Genomic DNA, 19,159 nt, shown 5'->3' with positions numbered 1-19,159 from the left:
GGCCAGCGAAGCGTCTGATGGGAAAGCCACGACGGATCCACCTCACACCGCCGCTTTCCTCCTTTTGATTTGCTTGACTCCGATGGTCTCACTGCCTCTCGTCACGACCACCGATTCGGAGTCCACCGGCCCCCGCAAAAACCACTTGCTGAATTGGTCGCTCGACCAGCTCAAAGATTGGCTTCAGGAGCAGGGACAAAAGCCTTTTCGGGCCAAGCAAATTCGACGTTGGCTGTTTTCTGGACGAGCCACCTCGTTCGAGGAAATGACGGACTTGCCCGCCAAGCTTCGGGCTCAACTGGAAGAGCATTTTGCGATCTTCAACGCGACCGAAGCCGTCGTGTCAAAGTCCAAAGATGGCACCGAGAAAATTCTGGTCCGGTTGGCGGACGGTGGCGAAGTCGAATGCGTGCTCTTGCGAGACGGTCCGCGACGCAGCATTTGCGTCAGCAGCCAAGTCGGATGCGCGATGGGATGTGTGTTCTGTGCCAGTGGATTGGATGGTGTTGATCGCAATTTGACCGGTGGCGAGATCTTGGAACAAATGCTGCGTCTGCAGCAACGATTGCCCGCCGACGAACGACTCAGTCACATTGTGATGATGGGCATGGGCGAACCGCTGGCAAACTTACCTGGAGTTTTGTCGGCACTCGATGTCGCTCGCAGCGAAGACGGTTTGGGGATCAGTCCGCGACGGATCACGATCAGCACCGTTGGCCTGCCGCCGGCGATCGACAAATTGGCTGCGGCCGGAATCCCTTACAACTTGGCCGTGTCATTGCACGCGCCGAATGATGAACTGCGAAGCGAGCTGGTCCCGGTCAACCGGAAAATTGGCATCGAACCGGTGCTGCAAGCCGCGGATCGCTACTTCCATGCATCGGGTCGTCGACTGACGTTCGAGTACGTGTTGCTGGGCGGTATCAATGATGGCGACGAACACGCGAGGCAGCTGAGCCAGATTCTTCGTGGTCGCAGCGTGATGATGAACGTGATTCCATACAATCCAGTCGCGGGTTTGCCTTACCGGACACCCAGTGGTGCGGCGATCGCACGTTTCCGAGCGATTTTGGAATCGGCCGGGGTGAACGTCAATTTCCGCCAGCGCAAAGGCGACGAAATCAACGCCGCCTGCGGCCAACTGCGTCGCAATCGCGGCGAGGTGAAAGCGACGAAGTAGGCATATTGCACGAGAACAACGCGGTCATTGATTCGCGGTGTCGCAGAATTTGCCTGTCATGACGTGTTGGCGGAATTGATGGAGTGATGCATTGCTCCTTGGCGAATTCCCGCAAACGTGTTGACCCCCGGGGTCTGAATTGACTATTTCACCACCTTGGCGATGAACGCATCGCTGTTTGTGTGTCAGTCATTCAATTCCAGGGATGGAAAATATGTCCGTTTCAGTCATGCGGATCGTTGGTCGTTTTGCTCTTGGTTTCTCTGTCGCCGTCGCGACGATCTCGATGACCGGTTGTGGCTCGTCCACCCCTGAAGCGGTCGCATCCAAATCAACCGCTTCCTCGCCGCAAAACAGCGCCGCGTCTGCAGAAGAAGCCGAATCCGTCGTTGGTCAGTTCCTCGACCGCATCCGCCGTGGTGGTGCAGAAAACACCGCCATGACGCTGCTGACCGAACGCGCTCAGTCGGAATTGGCTCGGATCGGGCACACCGTTCAACCGATCGGTTCGCCAGACGCGGAAGTCACCATCACCCGCAGTGAAGAAGTGGGAATGGAGCATCTGCCAGAAGGCCAAAAGTTCCCGACACGCTTGGTTCACTGCGTTTGGAGCGAACCATCCGCGGCAGACGGAACCAAACAGGAATTCCAAATTGTCCTGCCCGTCGTTCAACAAAGCGAAGGATGGCGAATCTCTGGCATGGTTTTGGGTATCGCAACCGGCGAGCCTGAGTTGATCTTGGACTTCGAGAACGGCGACGAGATGGCTCGCATTCTCAATGCCCAGGATCAAACGCAAACGGCTGCGAATCCAGCCGCAACAGCGACCGATTCGATTCAGCGATAATTGGCCCGGATCGGACCCGAATTCCCCATGGGACCCAAGTCCTGATCGCCTCAAAATAAGCCGCCAAATTGCTTCGGTACCTAGATGGCGGCAAACCGATTCCGATCAGTCGAAACCTTTTTATCATTCGACTCTGCTTGACCAAGACGCCTCGCTCTCCCGAGAAAATGATCCCGGGTGTCATGCGAGGCGTTTTTCGTAGACTAGCAACGAAGGCCAATCATCCTCCACAAACTGAGCACAACGGAACCATCGACGCCCTTCTCGGTTTCCGGCGTTGCCTTTCGGAATTGGCTCCTACGATGCGAGTCGCTCTGGCTCACTTGCGATTTTGCATGAAAACGCTCGTTTGCACGTTGGCTTTTCACGATCGCATCCAAAGCCTGGTTTGAAATCGGCTGGTCACCGCGTGGATTGGGCAACGAGCTGTTTTCCCAAAGTATCGCCTGAACAGGAGTTTGGGCGACCTGGGCAATTGACAACATTTGCTAGCGAGCTACCGTAACGCAAAGTCACTGCAAGCGGTAATGTCACCGCATCTCCCCAGAACCCCCTCTTGTGAGCGGATGACGGCCGGAGTGTAACGCAATCGATCAGGGTGACCGGATGCCACCTCAATTCAAGCGTGCGAACTCGGATCGCACCGAAACCTCCGAACTTACTCTGGAGAAACACATGAATCGGAATTTGGTGAAGGGTACCGCCGTCGTTGCACTGATGTTGGGTGCTTCGTTGGCTTTCAGCAGCAGTGCAAGTGCATTCAAATTCTTGCACTCGAACAAATGCTGCAACTCAGGCGGCTTGTTCAGCGGTTTGAAGGCTCACAAGTGCGGCGGCGGATTGCTGGCCAAACTGAAAGCCAAAGACTGCTGTGCTCCTGAGCCTTGCTGCGAGCCTGCTCCCGCACCTTGCTGTGAGCCAGCCCCAGCACCTTGCTGCGAACCAGCTCCCGCTCCTTGCTGCGAAGCTGCACCTGCTCCAGCACCTTGCTGTGGCGCACCTGCTCCAGCTCCTGTCGTCGAAGCAGCTCCTTGCTGCGGTGGCGAAGTTGCTCCTGTGATGGAAGGTTCCGTCATGCAAAGCAGCGAAGGTTTCGACCTGGCTCCAGGCGAAGCTTTGGTTCCTGGTAGCGTCGTCACCGGCGAAGCTGCTGCTGCAACGGAAGAAGCTGCTCCAGCCGCTCCTGTTGCTGATGCTGCCGCAGACGCTGAAACCACCGACGAAGCTGCTCCTCCAGCTCCAGTTGCTGACGAAGCTCCTGCTGCAGAAGCTCCCGCAGCCGAAGAAGCTGCTCCTGCCGCACCTGCAGCAGAAGAAGTTAAAAGCAGCAGCGACCAAGTGGAAGAAGCTGCTCCTCCAGTACCACAACCCGATGCCAACACCGACATCTAGTCTGTGCTGATTGAGTTTCGACTCAATCCATCGAAGTGAAAATCAAAAACCCCGCATGTGTTCTCACATGCGGGGTTTTGTTTTGGTTGTGGTGGAAAGCTGAGAAGGTTTTGTCGCGGAACGCTGAGGGGCCTCAGCGTTCTACACAGCCAACCTTATACACAGCCAACCTTATACACAGCCAACCTTATACATCTTCAGCGTTCCACAAGAATCAGACCTCATCGTCCTCGAAGACTTCGTCCGCGGCGGGTGTCTTTGGATCCTCGGGAGCACGCTTGCGAAGTTTGCGTTGCAGCGATCGTCGGTGAATGCCCAGTCGGCGGGCGGCTTCGGAGATGTTGTTGCCACAATCCGAAAGCACGCGGTGAATGTGTTCCCACTCGTTGCGAGCCAGCGACGGTGCGGGAAAGGCCAAGCCGCCCTCGGGTACGTTCTGACCTTCGCCACGAATGAACGAGGACAGGATGTCGTCGGTGTCGGCGGGTTTGCTGAGGAAGTTGACCGCACCAGCACGCACCGCGTCAATTGATGCGGGGATGCTTCCAAATCCGGACAACATCAGCACTCGGCAATCCGGTTTGATTTCCAGCAACCGACGCAGCAGATCCAACCCGCTGCGGCCTGGCATTCTCAAGTCCAAGACCGCTAAATCCGTCGGTGACTGACTGAAAACCGCCACGGCTTCGTCGTAGTTGCCAGCGGTCAAAACGCGAAAACCGCGGCTCTGCATCGCCACCGCCATCCGCTCTCGCAGCACAACCGTGTCATCGACCAGCAGAATGCTTTCTGCACCCACGGTTTCGGACGTGCAGACGTCCGATGGACTGGGATAAGGCAGCACACCGTCGTTGCCGCTGTTGGAATCGGAGAAACTCATCGTTGCACCATTGCATCAGTCGGTGGGGGTACGGGCGTTCCAGTATAGCAGTCGAAAGCAACGATTCAGCCCCACGGCCGGTGTGAATGCGGCAAGTCGCCACACCTCAACAACCGTCTGTAACGACCATCACGCCACAGTCAGCATGAGGCCAACCCGAGCGGAGGGAGGTCATTCCTTCGGAAGCGGTAAGCGAACCGTCGCAACGGTTCCCATTCCTGGTGTGCTATCGAATTTCAATGTGCCGCCCAAACGTGTGATCACGTTTCGAGTCAGAAACAATCCCAGCCCGATCCCACGGCCGGGTTCTTTGGTGGTGAAAAACGGGTCACCCGCTCGATCGAGCACCTCATCCGACATGCCCTGCCCCTGGTCACGCACCTGCAGCCGAGCCTCGTCACCATCGACGAGCAGCTCAACCGCAACGGATTCGGACGATTCGCTGGCATCCAATCCATTGTGGATCAGATTGCGGATCGCCTGAGCGACGGCTTCCTCGGGCAACCACATCGGTTGGTCTTCCCATGAGGCATCATCATCTGACTCGATGATTTCGACTCGGTGTGGATCGCGGATGCCTTCCAATGCCGTGTCAATCAAATCGCCCAGCGTGGTCCGGTTCCATCGCTGTGCCGCGGTATCACCCGACGCGGCTCGCATTCGCGAAAGAATTTGCCGGCACATCAACAATTGCCCATCGATCAACGACAGGTCTTCGTCAACCGATTTTGGTTTCGGTATGTCTTCCAAGTGCCGCGTCAATTCGCGGCAGGCCACATCGATCGCGGACAATGGCGACGCCAATTCGTGAGCCGCTCCCGCCGCCAAAGTCGTCAGTCCTTCCAATCGCATCGCGTCGGCTCGTTCGGATTGGCTGCGACGTAAGTCTTGTTCTCGCAAACGCAACTGGCGTGAAATGCGAGTCACAAAATACGCCAGCACCGTCGCGCAGGTCACAAACGCAAACAACAATCCGCAATCTCGCAAATCCAACGTCGCGATCAACCAATCAGGCGTCTCAGCGGGCTGGATCGTCAGCCCCGCAACGGGTCGCGAATCAATCAGCAACGCGACATACCCCAGCATCGCCAGCGCGGTCAGCGTCCAAGTCAACGGCGCGGTCAGGATAACTCCACCAATCGCAATGTTGACAAAGTAAAACAGGCTGAACGGATTGTCGGCTCCGCCTGTCAAATACAACATCGCGGTGAGCGTGATCAGATCCATCGCCATCAACACAAACGCCAATCGCAACGGCGTCTCTGATTTGAATTCGCTCAACAAACTGGCCTGCGAATCCGCGATCGGCGACGTCATTGCGGAACTGAGCCCAGTGGCGGGATCCATCGTGGATTCACCGTTTGATTCCTCGCGGTTGCGTTCGGCTCGAGACAGCCACCAACCGTAGGCACCATTGGTGATCGCGGTGAAAATCACCAACACCAACAACGCGCCAATCGGCAACGACGTGGGCGTGAGCAATCGAGCGAACAGAATCGTGATGAGCTGGCCGACGATCGCGAAAGTACGTAATTGCAACAACCACGTGGACGACCCCAGAGGTGCCGGTGCAATCAGCGGCATGGCAAATTCACCCGATCAGTGGGTTTCGCGGCGAGTCAGCTCATCACGCAGCCTGGCTGCCAACTCGTACTGCTCTTCTTGCACAGCGGCGTCCAAGCGTTCTCGCAACGTTTGGCCGACGGAATATTCGTTCCGAAGCGACTCGCGAAGATCAACCAATCGCACGATCAATTCGTCTTCATCGAAGTGCTCTTCCGCTTCGTGTTTGACGAAGAACTCTCGCAGCGTATCCAGACCGCGGTTGATCGCCTGGATGGCTTCCTCAGGAGTGTTTTCTTCCAGCTCTCCGAGAGCTTCCGCTTGCGTTCGATGAAACAGCACAAAGGGTCGATACTGTTCGTGCGACGAGATCCATTCGGGATCGTCCGACATTTCCTCGCACAAATCCATCAAACGCAGCGTGTGATCGGCGTCCATCACCGCACGGTGATAGAACTGCAGACGCAACCAGCAAATCCGGCGGTGGTAAAACTGCATGAATTCGCGGTCGATTTCGTTGCAGTCTTTTTCGGTCAATTCCGCATCCGCGTTTTCCAACCGAGTCATTTGCAAGTGCTGCAAATACGTTTCGCTGGCTTCGATCAATTCGCCATCGGGGCGACCGGTCGTCTCCAACTGGAGAACGCCCATGTCGACTCGCATCTGGATGACGTCTCGATCATCTTTGCCTTTGATTAGGCGGACGTTGAGCGAACTGGGGTCGAATTCCCAATTGCGAAGAAGATCGTCAAGATGCCGAGCACGCTTCATTGAGCAGGGACGCTAAAAAGATTCGAAGTGGAGGAGATTGTTGGCGAAAATCATTTCATCCGATTCGCGCCCTGTCAGTATAACAAGGGCCCGCCAAACGAGAACCTTCAATCGTCGACACGAGGTTTTCCACGCAGCCGTTTCTTCTCAGATTGCTGTCGCTTTCCTTCCAACCGTCGCCGCTTACTGCCCAGCGTCGGCCGTGTCGCATTTCGCTTTTTGGGGGGCAAACGACATCCCAGCAACATCGAGACCAACCGTTCGCGAGCGTCGGCAAGATTTCGAGATTGGTCCCGAGTCGCCTCGCTATGCAGGACCATTTCGCCTTCTTTGTTGATGCGAGTTCCGAATTGGGTGACGAAACGTTTGCACCAAAATTCGTCAAACCCGGTCTGCGGCTGCGGCTTCCAGCGCAATGTCACCTTGGAATTGACTTTGTTGACGTTTTGTCCGCCCGGACCGCCACTTCGCGACGCCGACCAATTGAGGTCCGCTTCTGAAATGACAAAACGACTTGTTACTGGTAAATCAGCCATAGCCTCAGGTTCTACAATGCATTCTCAGCGGTAGCCACCATTGGCGGCTCCGCTCCCACCGGATCATCCGATTTCGATTTTCGATTTCTCATCCAATCACCGCTTCCAACCCACCACCGTCGATGACCGCTCCAAGAGCCCGCTGCATGATGCCGCGACACCCACATCAAATCAGCTCCATCGCGATTCCGTTTTTGCCGAACTGTGATCGATCGCAAACGACGTGGTTCTGTCTCGTCGGTGCAATCGTCTTGTCATTCGTCGTGGTCTCGACCGGACGAGCCCAGTCGCCGCTGACTCAACCCGACTGGCCACGTTTTCTGAACGACGATTTCAGCGGCAGTGCGAAGTTGGCAAAATCGGCTCCCGACTCCATCGCATCGTTGGATTGGAAGAGCGAACCCAAATTCCATTGGGCTCTGGATGTGGGAGACGGCTACGGCATCGGTGTGGTTCGCGGCGAAAGCTATTTTCACTTCGACGCAACCAACGATTCCGAACGACTTCGCAAGATCGACCTGATCACTGGAGCGGTCAAATGGACTCGTTCGTATCCGCTCGACTACCGAGACATGTACGGGTACGAAACCGGGCCACGATGCAGTCCGACCATCGCCGAATTGAATGATGATTCCGGGGACGCCCAAATTTTTACCTACGGCGTTGCCGGTCAATTGACCGCATGGAGTTGCGACTCAGGCGATCAACTTTGGACGGCTTCATTGAACAAGAAGTTCGACGTCGTTCAGAACTTCTTCGGCGTCGGGTCCGCACCGTTGATCATTGACGACCAAGTCATCGTGATGGTTGGTGGCAGTCCTCACGAGCAACAATCGCTCGCTCCCGGACGACTCGATCGAGTTGTTCCCGAAGGCACACTCATGGTGTCGCTGGATCGATCTACCGGCGAAATCATTTGGACCGGCGGCGATGACTTGGCTAGTTACAGCAGCCCGCGATCAATCCAGATCGGGGGCAAAGAATACTTGCTTATGTTCGCTCGCGATCATTTGTGGGTGTTGGATCCGACCGACGGAAAATCGCTCGGGAAGGTCTATCATCGAGCAGACATCCTGGAGAGCGTCAACGCGATGGTTCCGATCGTTGATGGCAATCGTGTCTTGATCAGCGATTGCTACGACGCAGGTTCAGCTGTTTATGACATCAGCGTGAACGACAACCAAGCGACGTTCGCAACCGTTTGGAAAGATCCCGTGGGTCGACGGCGATCACAATCTTTGCGTTCGCATATGTCGACGCCGATTCTTCACGATGGCTACCTCTACGCATGCAGCGGACGCAATGCACCGGACAGCGATTTTCGATGCATTGATTTCGCCGCCGGGGAGGTGAATTGGACCGCCCTGGATCGGCGGCGCAGCACCGCAACCCGATTGGGCGACGTCTTGCTGGTGTTAAAAGAAACCGGCTCACTTCACATCGTCCGCGCGACGCCAGATCGGTTTGACGAGTTGGCGGTCTGGAATCTGGATGAAAACACTCCGAATCGACCAGCCCTCCAATTCCCCTGCTGGTCCGCTCCCGTTGTGGTGGGTGATCGCATGCTCATCCGCGGCGACCAAACAGTCCTCTGTCTGGCACTGTCAGAGCACAACCCATCCTGATTCACCGCCCCGTACGATGGTTGGAATTGCCCACGAAAAGTTGACAGTGGACCGGTCTTAAGGGAAAGGTAAACGGTGAGTCCTGTGAGTCAGGACTCACTTACGAGTGACGGTTCTTTGATCGCTTGCTCGAAATCGATTGGACTGAGGTAGCCCAGCGACGAGTGCAAGCGATGAGGGTTGTAAAATCGTTCGATGTAGTCAGATACGCCGCGTGTGGCGTGTTCGTGCGTGTCGTAAATCTGCTGTGCTTCCTCGGTTTTGTAACTCTTGAAGAACGATTCCATCGGTGCGTTGTCGTAGCAGTTCCCGCGACGGCTCATGCTTTGAACTAGCCCACTGGCTGCCAGGCGTCTGCGGAAATGATCGCTCGCGAATTGGGAGCCACGATCGCTGTGAACGATCAGGCCCGCGTTTGGCTTGCGAAAAGTAAGTGCTTGATCGAATGCCCCGACCACCAATTCCGAATCCATGTTCCGGCTCGTTTTCCAGCTGACAATCTTGCGGGAATGCAGGTCAACGAATGCACAGAGGTAAGTGGAGCCTTCTTGGGTTGGGATGTAGGTGATGTCCGTTAGCCAGACGCGATTGATTGCCTCGGTCGTGAAGTTTTGGCCAAGCAAATTTGAGGCGATGGGCTGATCATGATTGGAGTCAGTGGTCGATATTCTGAATTTGGTGCGGCGATTGGCTTGTATTCCCGCATGACGCATGCATTTGGCGACGGTATTTCGGCAGCACACCACACCGCGTTTGACTATTGCTCGTTGCATTCGCGGGCTTCCATACGCATCGTGATGTTTTTCCAGTCGGATTTCCTTGACGGCTTGAATGATTTGGGTTTGCTTGATCTCGGTGGCTGTGGGACCGCGACCGGCGAATCGGTAATAAGCGGCGCGAGTGACTTCGAGGGTTCGGCAGAGCACTGCGATCGGCCAGCGATCGCGGCACTCTCCAATGAACTTCAACCTCAGTGACTTTCTTTGGCGAAGAATGCCGTCGCTTTTTTTAAAATGTCGCGTTCCATCTTGAGTTGACGATTCTCTTCGCGAAGTCGTCTCAGCTCGGCTTCAATGGATTGGCTACCAACTACTTCGGCCTGGAATGTTCCGTCTTCGTCAAAAGACTTCTTCCACTTGCGAATCAAGCTGTCCCCGATCCCCAAGTCTTTAGCGACAGCGGTGTACGACAAGCCTTGTTCGATGACTTTCTTGACTGCGGCCAGCTTGTATTCGCGGCTAAATGTTCGACGTTTGTCCATGGATCGGTTCTCCTGTCAGAGAAGTCTGACGTGCGCCGGCCCACTGTCAACTTTTCGTGGGCAATTCCAGGTCTTCCAAGACCGTCGAATTCAACCTTGATGTGCAAGACCAGGATTCAGGCCGGGCTTGGAAGCCCAGCCTACGGCACCAACCTCGCCAAACACCTCGTACGATGGTCTTCCAAGACCGTCGAATTCACCCCCGTCGCACAACTTCGACTGGTTCGTTAGCCCGTCGCCCGCAGCGATTGGGCTCATCCAACGAAGCACTTGCCAGTTTTCTTTGAACGCGTCGCTTTGCAGGCCCGTAAAATGACGTTCCGGTCATCCTCCGGGCACCGCCCCATCGCTTGAACTCTCAACGAAACGATTCATGGACACTTCCAAACCCAATTCTGATTCGCCGTCTCGCGACCGACGCGATCCCGTGGGTGGGGTGATCCATGCCTATCAAAAGTACGACCCTGTCGCTTTCCCGCCACCGAGCCAACCGCCGCCGGACCTGGTTTCGCCTGCGTTTGAACAAGCGTTGATGTACGGCAATTTCCACGAACTGTCCGAAGAAGACTTGGCGAACGCCGTGAAGCTCGATCCGAGCCAAATCGCTGGCTTGGGACCGAGCATCGATTTCCTGAAAGCGTTGCTGGAGGACCGCAAACGCAAGATTTTGGAAACCTACGAAGCTCGGACGGTTCAGAAGAAAGCTCGCAAGGCGTTCCACCAAGCGGCCAAACGAGTGAAACCGCCCGCCAAAATGGAAAAGCTCTTCCAAATGGCGATCAATCAAGAACAACCCTTCATGATTGAACGGTTGTGGTACCAAGCGGGTGACGACAACGGCGACCTCGCCCGCAACTTGCTTGCGACCGGTTCGGCAATGGAAGACAAGCACAACCTCGAAGAACTTGCCACGAAGTATGACTTCATCGGCAATGAATCGATGTCGATCCCCAAGGCACTGGAGATCAAGGAGGAACTTGAAAAGATCGACGAACTGCTGCAGCAATTGGAAGAGGCCGAGAAGTCTGCGCAGATCGGCTTGATTGACATGGAGATGCTCAGCGAATTCGCTCAACCGGGCGACATGGAACAGCTCGAGGACATGCGCCGCCAGGTGGAAAACCTCATGCGTGAACAAGCCGAACGCCAGGGCCTCGAACGCAACAAGGATGGCTCTGGATTTCGCTTGACGCCGCAGGCTTACAAAATGTTTCAAGGTCGATTGCTTGAGCAGATCTTCAGTGAACTTGATCCGTCACGCACCGGACGCCACGAAGGGGACGTGGTCGGCGAAGGTGCCGTGGAGTTGCAGCAGACCAAACCGTATGAGTTCGGCGACAGTGTCGCCAACTTGGATTTGCCGCAGACAATCATCAACGCGTTGCTTCGGCAAAAGGACGAACGTCCGCTGCGATTGCACAGCGATGACATCGTGGTCCACAAAACTCGCAATCACCCGAAAGCCGCCACGGCGGTGATCATGGACATGAGCGGGTCGATGCGGTACGAGGGCCAATACATCAACGTCAAACGCATGGCGTTGGCACTGCAGGGATTGATCAACAGCGAGTACCCCGGTGACCTCTTGAAGTTCATCGAGATGTACACGTTCGCCAAACTTCGAACACCAGGCGAAATCATCGAGTGCATGCCCAAGCAGGTCACGATTCATGACCCTTGGGTTCGCCTGAAGTGTGACATGAGCAACCCGGACATCAGCGAACACGAGATCCACCCGCACTTCACGAACATCCAGCACGCGTTGCAAATGGCGAGGCAAAACCTGGCCACCTGCGACACGCCCAACCGGCAAATTGTGTTGATCACGGATGGGCTGCCAACGGCACACTTCGAAGGCGAGTGGTTGTACATGTTGTATCCGCCCGATCCACAAACCGAAGCCGCCACGATGCGTGAGGCTCAGCTTTGCGCGAAGGAGGGGATCACGATCAACATCTTTTTGATCCCCAGTTGGTCGCAAAGCAAAGAGGACATCCGGTTCGCCTACCGGATGGCTCAATCGACCCGCGGGCGGGTGTTCTTCACCAGCGGCAAGAACCTCGATCGATTTGTGCTGTGGGACTACGTCAAGAATCGACGTAGCATCATCGCTTAAAAGTGGCAGAGGCTCACAGCCTGTGATTCGAACCGACATCCGCGCGACCACAAGTTGGAAGCCTATGCCACTTTGGTTGGTGTTGTGCTAAAACGCCTGCATGGCTGAACCAATCTCGAAACAACAAATGAAGTGCGACGAAGCGACCGCCAAGTCGCTGATCGTGGACAATTGGAACTCCGTCAACAGTTCCGTTTCCGAAACTGCGCAGCGATGTGGTCGTTCGCCCGACAGCGTTCGCGTGGTCGGTGTCACCAAGTACGTTGACGCGGAAATCACCAGTTGGTTGGTCGAAGCGGGATGTCACGATCTGGGCGAGAACCGGCCTCAACTGTTGGAGAGCAAATTCCAAACGCTCGATGATTCCAACATTCGCTGGCACCAAATCGGAAACTTGCAACGCAACAAAGTCCGGCGTCTACTGCCCGCTGAACCTCTCGTCCATGCGATTGCAAGCGAACGGCTGCTCGATGCGTTGCACAACGAGTGCTTGCTTCAGTCACGATCCATCGATGGATTGATCGAAATTAATGTCAGTGAAGAAGAAGCCAAGACCGGATTGCCAATCGATCAGTTGGAACCACTCTTGGTTCACTGGCGTGAACTCGCAGGTTCCTCCAACGCGGGCCTGAACATCAACGGTTTGATGGCGATGGCGGGCTGGGGCACCGATGAGACCGCCGCGGCTCGGCAGTTCGCCAAACTGCGAGAGCTTCGCGACCAAATGGAATCGTCCACAGGAATTTCGCTTCCCGAATTGTCAATGGGAATGAGTGGCGACTATCCCGCCGCGATCGCAGAAGGTGCCACGCTGGTCCGCATCGGCACGCGATTGTTCCAAGGTGTTCTGCCGACGGGTTGATGCCAGTTGTAAGAGGGCTGCTTGGATGCATCGGGACGCTTGGATGCGTGGGGTGCTTGGGTATTGGGTGCAATGGATGCGAGGATCGGCAAATGGCTTGGCGACGGAACGTGTGAGGACGGAACAATTGGGGACAATTGTTCTACTCTGGATCCGACTCGTTGATTGCAAATTGCAAAATGAACATTGCAAATTTGCAATTGCCGATCGTTGCAATCATGTCGGACCAAAAACACTTTGCAATTTGCATTGAACAATTTGCACTTTGCAATCCATCCCACCAAGCAGGCAGACCTCGCCTGGCGATCGCCCTCCGCCGATCGATCCTGCTCTCGCGAAAGCTCGATTCGCTTTAGTCCAAAGCATCGGCGTGGCAGCCATGTGAGACATGGCCTACGAGTGATTGCAAATCGCTTCCTACAAAGCTTGCATCAACGCTTCACCGAAGGCTTGCCGGACCTGGGAGGCGTCCGCATTCGGAAAATTGGCTCGTTGGACCATCAGGATCATCGCCACGCCCTTGTCGGGATCGATCCAAACCTACGTCCCATGGGCACCTCCGTGTCCAAACGTTCCCGGCGTCAGAGCCTTGGTCACACCCTGCGGTTCGCGAATCACGCAGCAACCGATTGCCCATCCGTTGCCAGGAGTGAAACCGGTTTTCAAATCACCGGTGCAGATCGTTCGCATCTGCTGCACAGCGGCCTTGGACAACAGTTGCTCGTCGTCCACCCGGCCGTCTCGCAACAACATCTGGCAGAACTTGGCGTAGTCATCCGCCGTCGAAAACAGCCCACCGTTCGCTGCGGGGAATCGATTGCGATTCATCGCGGTGCCACCGGATAGAACACTGATCGTGGCTTCTTCCAAACGCTTTGGCTTCTCACCATCTCCTTCAACAACGCGGTAGGTTTTCGTCAATCGCTCGTGCTGTTCCGGGGTCAGATAAAACGCCGTGTCCTTCATCCCGAGCGGCTGACAAACACGCTCCTCCACGAAGCGATCAAAGGTCATTCCCGAGACCACTTCGACAATTCGCGCCGCGGTGTTGATGCCGGTTTGGCTGTATCGCCATTCGCTGCCTGGTTCGAACAACACTGGCAGTTCCGCGTAACGTTTCGCAACGGCCTCCAGCGTGGGATCCGTGTAAGCACTCTCACGCGGCAATTCGCTCATCCCGGAAGTGTGCGTCATCAGATGTCGAATCGTGATATTCGCGGGCGTGCCATCGGCCAACTTCAGATGTTTCATCATCGGCAGATGCTTGGAGATCGGATCATCGACCGACAGTTTGCCTTCATCTTGCAGCATCAACACGCAAGCCCCGGTGATGGGCTTGGTCATCGAAGCGATCCAAAACAGAGTGTCTCGTTTCAACGGAGTTGCCTCGGCGACGTCGGCCGTCCCAACCACGCTGACATGCTTCACCGATTCCGGGCCGACCACCAACGTGACCGCTCCCGCGATTTCTTTGTCCGCCACGAACTGTTGCATTGACTGCGTGATCGCCGGGATTTCGAGATCGTCTGCTTGAGCTTGATCGACCGCCATATTTCCGGCTAACAAACTCATCACCAATGCACCCAAAATCCAACGCATGATCTCGCCTTCGCAGTTGCCGAAAAACTTGTGAGCACCGAAATCAAAAATCGATGCCAAACGAAACATTCTATTCGGGTTGACGAACACAATGTTTGCTCAACAACGGCACGGGATTTTCTTCGTCACTGATTTATGGCATGGTGGCAAGCGGCGACGCGGACATGCGCACGCTTGTCGCCTGAACTGAAACGCCCCTCGAATCGAGAACCATCGTTGGCGAAGAAGAAAATCGAAACGCGAATGCGAACGTTCGGAATTCATTCCAAATGGGATGGGGAATCCAAGCAACTTCCCCGATTCATTCGCAGCACCACGATCATCCCAGCCCGCGTCGACGTTGAGTTTGGATTCATCGTCAACATCAAGGGTGCGAAGAACCAAGAGCTGTTCTTTTGCATCGATCATCCTGGCATCAAGGATGACGAGGGTAAAACTCGGCAGCCTTTTGATGGTTCCGTGTACGTCAAAACCAACGATTGGAACTTCTACGTGGGTGACACGATCTGGGACCCGATCGATGACAAACTCGGGCCATGGCAGATGTGGTTGGAGATCGACGGCAACATCATCGCCGAGAAAACCTTTGAGGTTGTCCCGGCATCGGACGTGGCGGAAGCTTCGTAAGGCAAATGGGATAGGCTTCTAGCCTTTTTGTACCCCACATCTTTTGCGAGCCGCTTGCGTTGGGAATACAGGCGTATTGAAGCCAAACATCCTTTGTCCAAAAACCATTAGTGTTCGATCAGCGGAGATTAGTGTTCCCTTGGCCGCTCTGGCGGAACACTAATCCACTCTGATCGGACACTAATCTTTGGTGTTTCGAGATGTGGGGTATAAAAAGGCTTCTAGCCTGTCAATTCAGCGTAACGACAGGCTGGAATCCTTTCCCACACCCACACCGAGCCTACAAACCCATGACCTTGGATTCTTCGGTGAAGATCGTTTGGGCGCGATCTGGACCAACCGACAACACGCCGACTGGAATGCCAACCAACTCTTCAATGCGTTTGACGTAAGCCATCGCGAGCGGTGGGAAGTCATCGACCGAACGAGCATCGTCGACCGGCGTGTTCCAACCTTGGATCGTTTCGTAGATCGGTTTGCAACGGCGAAGCTGTTCCGCATGAGCTGGAACGCGATGGATTTCTTTGCCATCCAGTTCGTAGGCGACGCAGACTTTGAGCTCATCGAAGTGAGCGAGCACGTCCATCATCATCAATGCCAGTCGGGTCACGCCCGACAAGCGAGCGGTGTAGCGAACGGCAACCGCGTCGAACCAACCACAACGACGCGGGCGTCCGGTGGTTGTTCCAAACTCGTTTCCGAGCTTGCGGATCTTCTCGCCTGTCTCGTCTTCCAGTTCGCTCGGGAAGGGACCGCCGCCAACACGAGTGCTGTACGCCTTGCAGACGCCGAGCACTTGATTGATCCACTTCGGTGGCACACCGGCACCGGCACACACGCCCACGCCTGACGAGTTGCTGCTGGTGACGAATGGGTAGGTTCCGTGGTCGATGTCCAGCAAAGCGCCTTGGGCACCTTCGAACAACATCTTTTGGTTGGCTTCCGCGGCATCCAAAACCATGTCGGTCGTGTCCGCGATCATGGGAGCCAAACGTTCCGCCCAGGAAGCCGCCAGAGCGACCATTTTCTCAGGTGCGATCGAATCCAGCTCTTCCTCGGAAGCACCCAAGTTCTTCAGCAAAACTTGCTTTTGTCCGGCGACCGTGGCGATGCGTTCATCGCGTGATCCTTCGATCAAGTCGATCATTCGGATCGCGTGGGTGCGTCCGACTTTGTCTCGGTAACAGGGTCCGATACCACGGTTGGTGGTGCCGATCGACTCACCACGCACGGCGGTCGCGTTGATCGTCGCGTCTTCGATCATGTGCCAAGGCATCACCAAGTGAGCCCGTTCACTGACCTTCAGGTTCTCGAAGACATCGATCCCACGAGCTTGCAAGCCATCGATTTCTTGCAGCATCGTGGTCGGGTTGATCACCACTCCGGGCGTGATGACGTTTTGGACATCGCTGTGCAGAATCCCGGAAGGGATGTGATGCAGCTTGTAGGTTTCATCACCAGCGACAACGGTGTGCCCTGCGTTGGCTCCGCCTTGATAGCGAACGACCCAATCAAAACGTGGTGCCAGCAAGTCGACGAGTTTGCCTTTGGCTTCGTCGCCCCACTGCAGACCAATGACACAAGTTCCGGACAAGGGATTTTCTTTCAGTGATGAAGGGTCGTTGACACGAAAAGGCTATTCGACGAGCGATCCACCCGCGAAAAAATGGCCTTCCGTTCTCGATCAAAGTTGGAAGAAGTCAGCCGAAGGCTGACACAAGATCAGTCTCGCATTTCGCCATGGTCAACTGATTCGCACGGGAGCGAATCAGCGACCAGCAAACACGTTGAGACTCAGGACAGAGCTGCTTTAACAACCGCGTCGGCGTTGATACCGAAGTGCTCATAAACAGCATCAAATGGGCCACTGGCACCAAACGAGTGCATGCCGATGAATTTGCCTTGCGAACCAATCCAGCGATCCCAGCACATTTGGATACCGGCTTCGATGGCAACGCGGTTGGTAACTTCGGGTGGCAAGACTTCGTTGATGTATGAGGCGTCTTGCTGAGCAAAGATGTCCATGCAAGGCATGCTAACGACGCGAACCTTTTTGCCTTGGGCGGTCAGTTGTTCGCCCGCATCAACGGCCATGTACAGTTCGCTGCCGCTGCCCATCAGGATCACGTCGGGCGTGCCTTCGCAGTCGCTGAGGATGTAACCACCGCGAGCACATCCCGAGGCCGCGGCGTACTTGCTGCGGTCCAGGGTGGGCATGTTTTGACGTGACAAGACGAATGCACTGGGGTGATCGTTGATCCCCATCGCGGTGCGATAGCACTCAGCGACTTCGTTGGAATCACCAGGGCGGAAAACGTTCAAACCTGGGATCGCACGGCAAGCGGTCAGGTGTTCGACCGGTTGGTGAGTCGGTCCGTCTTCGCCGACGCCGATCGAATCGTGCGTCAGGATGTACATGGTTGGTTGATGCATGATGCTGGACAACCGCATTCCGCCACGCATGTAATCAGTGAAGACAAAGAACGTCGCGGCGTAACCACGCAAACCGGACAAGCACAAACCGTTGGCGATTCCGGACATCGCGTGCTCGCGAATTCCGAAGTGCAAGTTGCGGCCTTTGTACTGGCGAGGCAGGAATTCGCCGGCACCTTCGAACTTCAAGTCCGACTTGTTCGACGGTGCCAAGTCAGCACTTCCGCCGATCATGAAGGGAACGTTCTTGGCGATCGCGTTGAGGACTTTGCCGCTGCTGTTGCGAGTTGCGTCGCCCTTGGCATCGGCTTCGAAGACAGGGATGTCTTTGTCCCAACCTTCAGGCAATTCGCCAGCGAACATGGCTTTCAATTCAGCAGCCTTGGCTGGCTCGGCAGCTTGGTACTTGGTCCAAACGTCTTCCCATTGGCTCGATGCAGTCGCGCCGCGTTTGCCAACGCCTTCGGCGAAGTGCTTCCGAACACCTTCGGGGACATAGAACTTTTCGTCTTCCGGCAAACCGTAAGACTTCTTGGCCAGAGCAACTTCGTCCCAACCCAGAGGTGCCCCGTGGGCTCCGTGTGTGTTTTGCTTGTTGGGCGCACCGTAGCCGATGATCGACTTGACCACGATCAAAGTGGGTTTGTCGCCGCAGGCTTGGAATTTCGCGATCGCTTTGCCGAGCGCTTCGACGTCGTTGGCATCGTCCACGTGAAGGACGTTCCATCCGAGCCCTTCGAACTTCTTGCCCATGTCTTCGCTGAAGGCCAGTTCGGTGTCGCCTTCGATGGTGATGTTGTTGTCGTCGTACAACCAGCAGAGGTTGTCGAGTTTCAAGTGACCGGCGACGGAGGCAGCTTCGGTCGCGATGCCTTCCATCAAGTCGCCGTCGCTGCAGATGGCGTAGGTGTTGTAGTTGAAGAGCGTCAGATCGTCGGTGTTGTAGTTGGCGGCCAACCATTTTTCGGCCATCGCCATTCCGACGCTGTTGCTGACGCCGGCACCGAGAGGTCCGGTCGTGGTTTCGATCCCGGCGGCTTCGGCGAATTCGGGGTGCCCGGCACAAACGCTGCCGATTTGGCGGAAATTCTTGATGTCTTCCAGCGAGATCGATTCTCCGCCGGTCGGTTTGCCGTAACGGTCCGTCGCTTGGACGCCGATCAAGTGCAGCGTGCTGTAGAGCAGCATGCTGGCGTGACCGCATGACAACACAAATCGATCCCGGCCCGGCCAATGCGGCTTGGCAGGGTCGTAATTCATTGTGTTTTGGAACAATTGATACGCGATGGGGGCCAACGCCATCGGCGTGCCGGGGTGACCACTGTTGGCGGTTTGAACGGCATCCATGCTGAGGCAGCGGATGGTGTCGATGGCGAGGGTTTGATTGTCAGTGGTGGTGGCAGTCATCGGCACGCGCGAGAAGGTTGGAGGAGCGGAATTTCAGACCCGGAAAGCGTACCGGCGAGG

Annotated in this window: 15 protein-coding genes; 7 read left to right on the top strand and 8 right to left on the bottom strand. The window is 55.7% G+C overall.

The annotated features are described in order from the left end of the window. Positions 1-82: 82 nt before the first annotated feature. The 3 genes from rlmN to RB_RS26945 all read left to right on the top strand — a co-directional run bounded on the left by rlmN (position 83) and on the right by RB_RS26945 (position 3,419). Positions 83-1,180 carry a 23S rRNA (adenine(2503)-C(2))-methyltransferase RlmN gene (gene rlmN / locus RB_RS26960; RefSeq protein ID WP_164922584.1) on the top strand — a complete coding sequence of 366 codons (1,098 nt, stop codon included), beginning with the start codon at positions 83-85 and terminating at the stop codon, positions 1,178-1,180. Positions 1,181-1,394: 214 nt separating this feature from the next. Further along, positions 1,395-2,027 (top strand): hypothetical protein, encoded by a 633-nt coding sequence (locus RB_RS26955; protein WP_231846030.1) that lies wholly within the window; start codon positions 1,395-1,397, stop codon positions 2,025-2,027. Between the two features lie 675 nt (positions 2,028-2,702). Next, positions 2,703-3,419 (top strand): hypothetical protein, encoded by a 717-nt coding sequence (locus RB_RS26945; protein ID WP_231846029.1) that lies wholly within the window; start codon positions 2,703-2,705, stop codon positions 3,417-3,419. Positions 3,420-3,633: 214 nt separating this feature from the next. On the opposite strand, the gene RB_RS26940 is transcribed toward RB_RS26945, so the two are convergent. From RB_RS26940 to arfB, 4 genes are all read right to left on the bottom strand, one after another. Then, positions 3,634-4,299 (bottom strand): response regulator transcription factor, encoded by a 666-nt coding sequence (locus tag RB_RS26940; RefSeq protein WP_007329169.1) that lies wholly within the window; start codon positions 4,297-4,299, stop codon positions 3,634-3,636. A gap of 171 nt (positions 4,300-4,470) precedes the next feature. Further along, on the bottom strand, positions 4,471-5,883 hold the full coding sequence (locus RB_RS26935) for a sensor histidine kinase (protein WP_007329168.1): 1,413 nt from the start codon (positions 5,881-5,883) through the stop codon (positions 4,471-4,473). 15 nt (positions 5,884-5,898) lie between these two features. Further along, positions 5,899-6,633 carry a UvrB/UvrC motif-containing protein gene (locus tag RB_RS26930; protein WP_007329167.1) on the bottom strand — a complete coding sequence of 245 codons (735 nt, stop codon included), beginning with the start codon at positions 6,631-6,633 and terminating at the stop codon, positions 5,899-5,901. A 107-nt stretch (positions 6,634-6,740) separates the two neighbouring features. Beyond that, positions 6,741-7,169 carry an alternative ribosome rescue aminoacyl-tRNA hydrolase ArfB gene (gene arfB / locus RB_RS26925; RefSeq protein WP_007329166.1) on the bottom strand — a complete coding sequence of 143 codons (429 nt, stop codon included), beginning with the start codon at positions 7,167-7,169 and terminating at the stop codon, positions 6,741-6,743. 146 nt (positions 7,170-7,315) lie between these two features. Between arfB and RB_RS26920 the strand changes: the two genes are divergently transcribed. After that, entirely contained in the window at positions 7,316-8,794 is a 1,479-nt protein-coding gene (locus tag RB_RS26920; RefSeq protein ID WP_164922581.1) for an outer membrane protein assembly factor BamB family protein, read from the top strand. Positions 8,795-8,883: 89 nt separating this feature from the next. Here RB_RS26920 and RB_RS26915 read toward each other — a convergent pair. Beyond that, positions 8,884-10,055, bottom strand: a protein-coding gene (locus tag RB_RS26915) for an IS3-like element ISRba6 family transposase (protein WP_164921275.1) whose coding sequence is annotated in 2 segments (ribosomal slippage) — positions 8,884-9,806 and positions 9,806-10,055 — 1,173 coding nt in all. Because the reading frame shifts where the segments join, the coding sequence is not laid out codon by codon here. 373 nt (positions 10,056-10,428) lie between these two features. On the opposite strand from RB_RS26915, the gene RB_RS26910 reads away from it, so the two are divergent. Continuing rightward, positions 10,429-12,171: a vWA domain-containing protein gene (locus RB_RS26910; RefSeq protein WP_011123969.1), complete on the top strand. Its 1,743-nt coding sequence runs from the start codon at positions 10,429-10,431 to the stop codon at positions 12,169-12,171. A gap of 100 nt (positions 12,172-12,271) precedes the next feature. Beyond that, on the top strand, positions 12,272-13,033 hold the full coding sequence (locus RB_RS26905) for a YggS family pyridoxal phosphate-dependent enzyme (protein ID WP_011123968.1): 762 nt from the start codon (positions 12,272-12,274) through the stop codon (positions 13,031-13,033). Positions 13,034-13,573: 540 nt separating this feature from the next. Here the strand turns inward: RB_RS26905 and RB_RS26900 are convergent. Next, positions 13,574-14,701 (bottom strand): serine hydrolase domain-containing protein, encoded by a 1,128-nt coding sequence (locus RB_RS26900; RefSeq protein WP_231846026.1) that lies wholly within the window; start codon positions 14,699-14,701, stop codon positions 13,574-13,576. Between the two features lie 66 nt (positions 14,702-14,767). Between RB_RS26900 and RB_RS26895 the strand changes: the two genes are divergently transcribed. Further along, on the top strand, positions 14,768-15,259 hold the full coding sequence (locus RB_RS26895) for a DUF3859 domain-containing protein (protein ID WP_011123965.1): 492 nt from the start codon (positions 14,768-14,770) through the stop codon (positions 15,257-15,259). 280 nt (positions 15,260-15,539) lie between these two features. Here the strand turns inward: RB_RS26895 and RB_RS26885 are convergent, their stop codons facing one another. Continuing rightward, the gene (locus RB_RS26885) at positions 15,540-16,853 is read right to left on the bottom strand and encodes an adenylosuccinate synthase (protein WP_007333174.1); all 1,314 of its coding nucleotides are present in this window, start codon (positions 16,851-16,853) and stop codon (positions 15,540-15,542) included. 200 nt (positions 16,854-17,053) lie between these two features. Continuing rightward, positions 17,054-19,105, bottom strand: a complete 2,052-nt coding sequence (gene tkt, locus RB_RS26880) for a transketolase (RefSeq protein ID WP_011123963.1) — start codon at positions 19,103-19,105, stop codon at positions 17,054-17,056. Positions 19,106-19,159 lie beyond the last annotated feature (54 nt).

It is taken from the genome of Rhodopirellula baltica SH 1 (genome assembly GCF_000196115.1).
Classification (GTDB): domain Bacteria; phylum Planctomycetota; class Planctomycetia; order Pirellulales; family Pirellulaceae; genus Rhodopirellula; species Rhodopirellula baltica.
The sequence above is the reverse complement of the archived record's forward strand: the minus strand, read 5'-3'. Positions and strand labels throughout refer to the sequence as shown.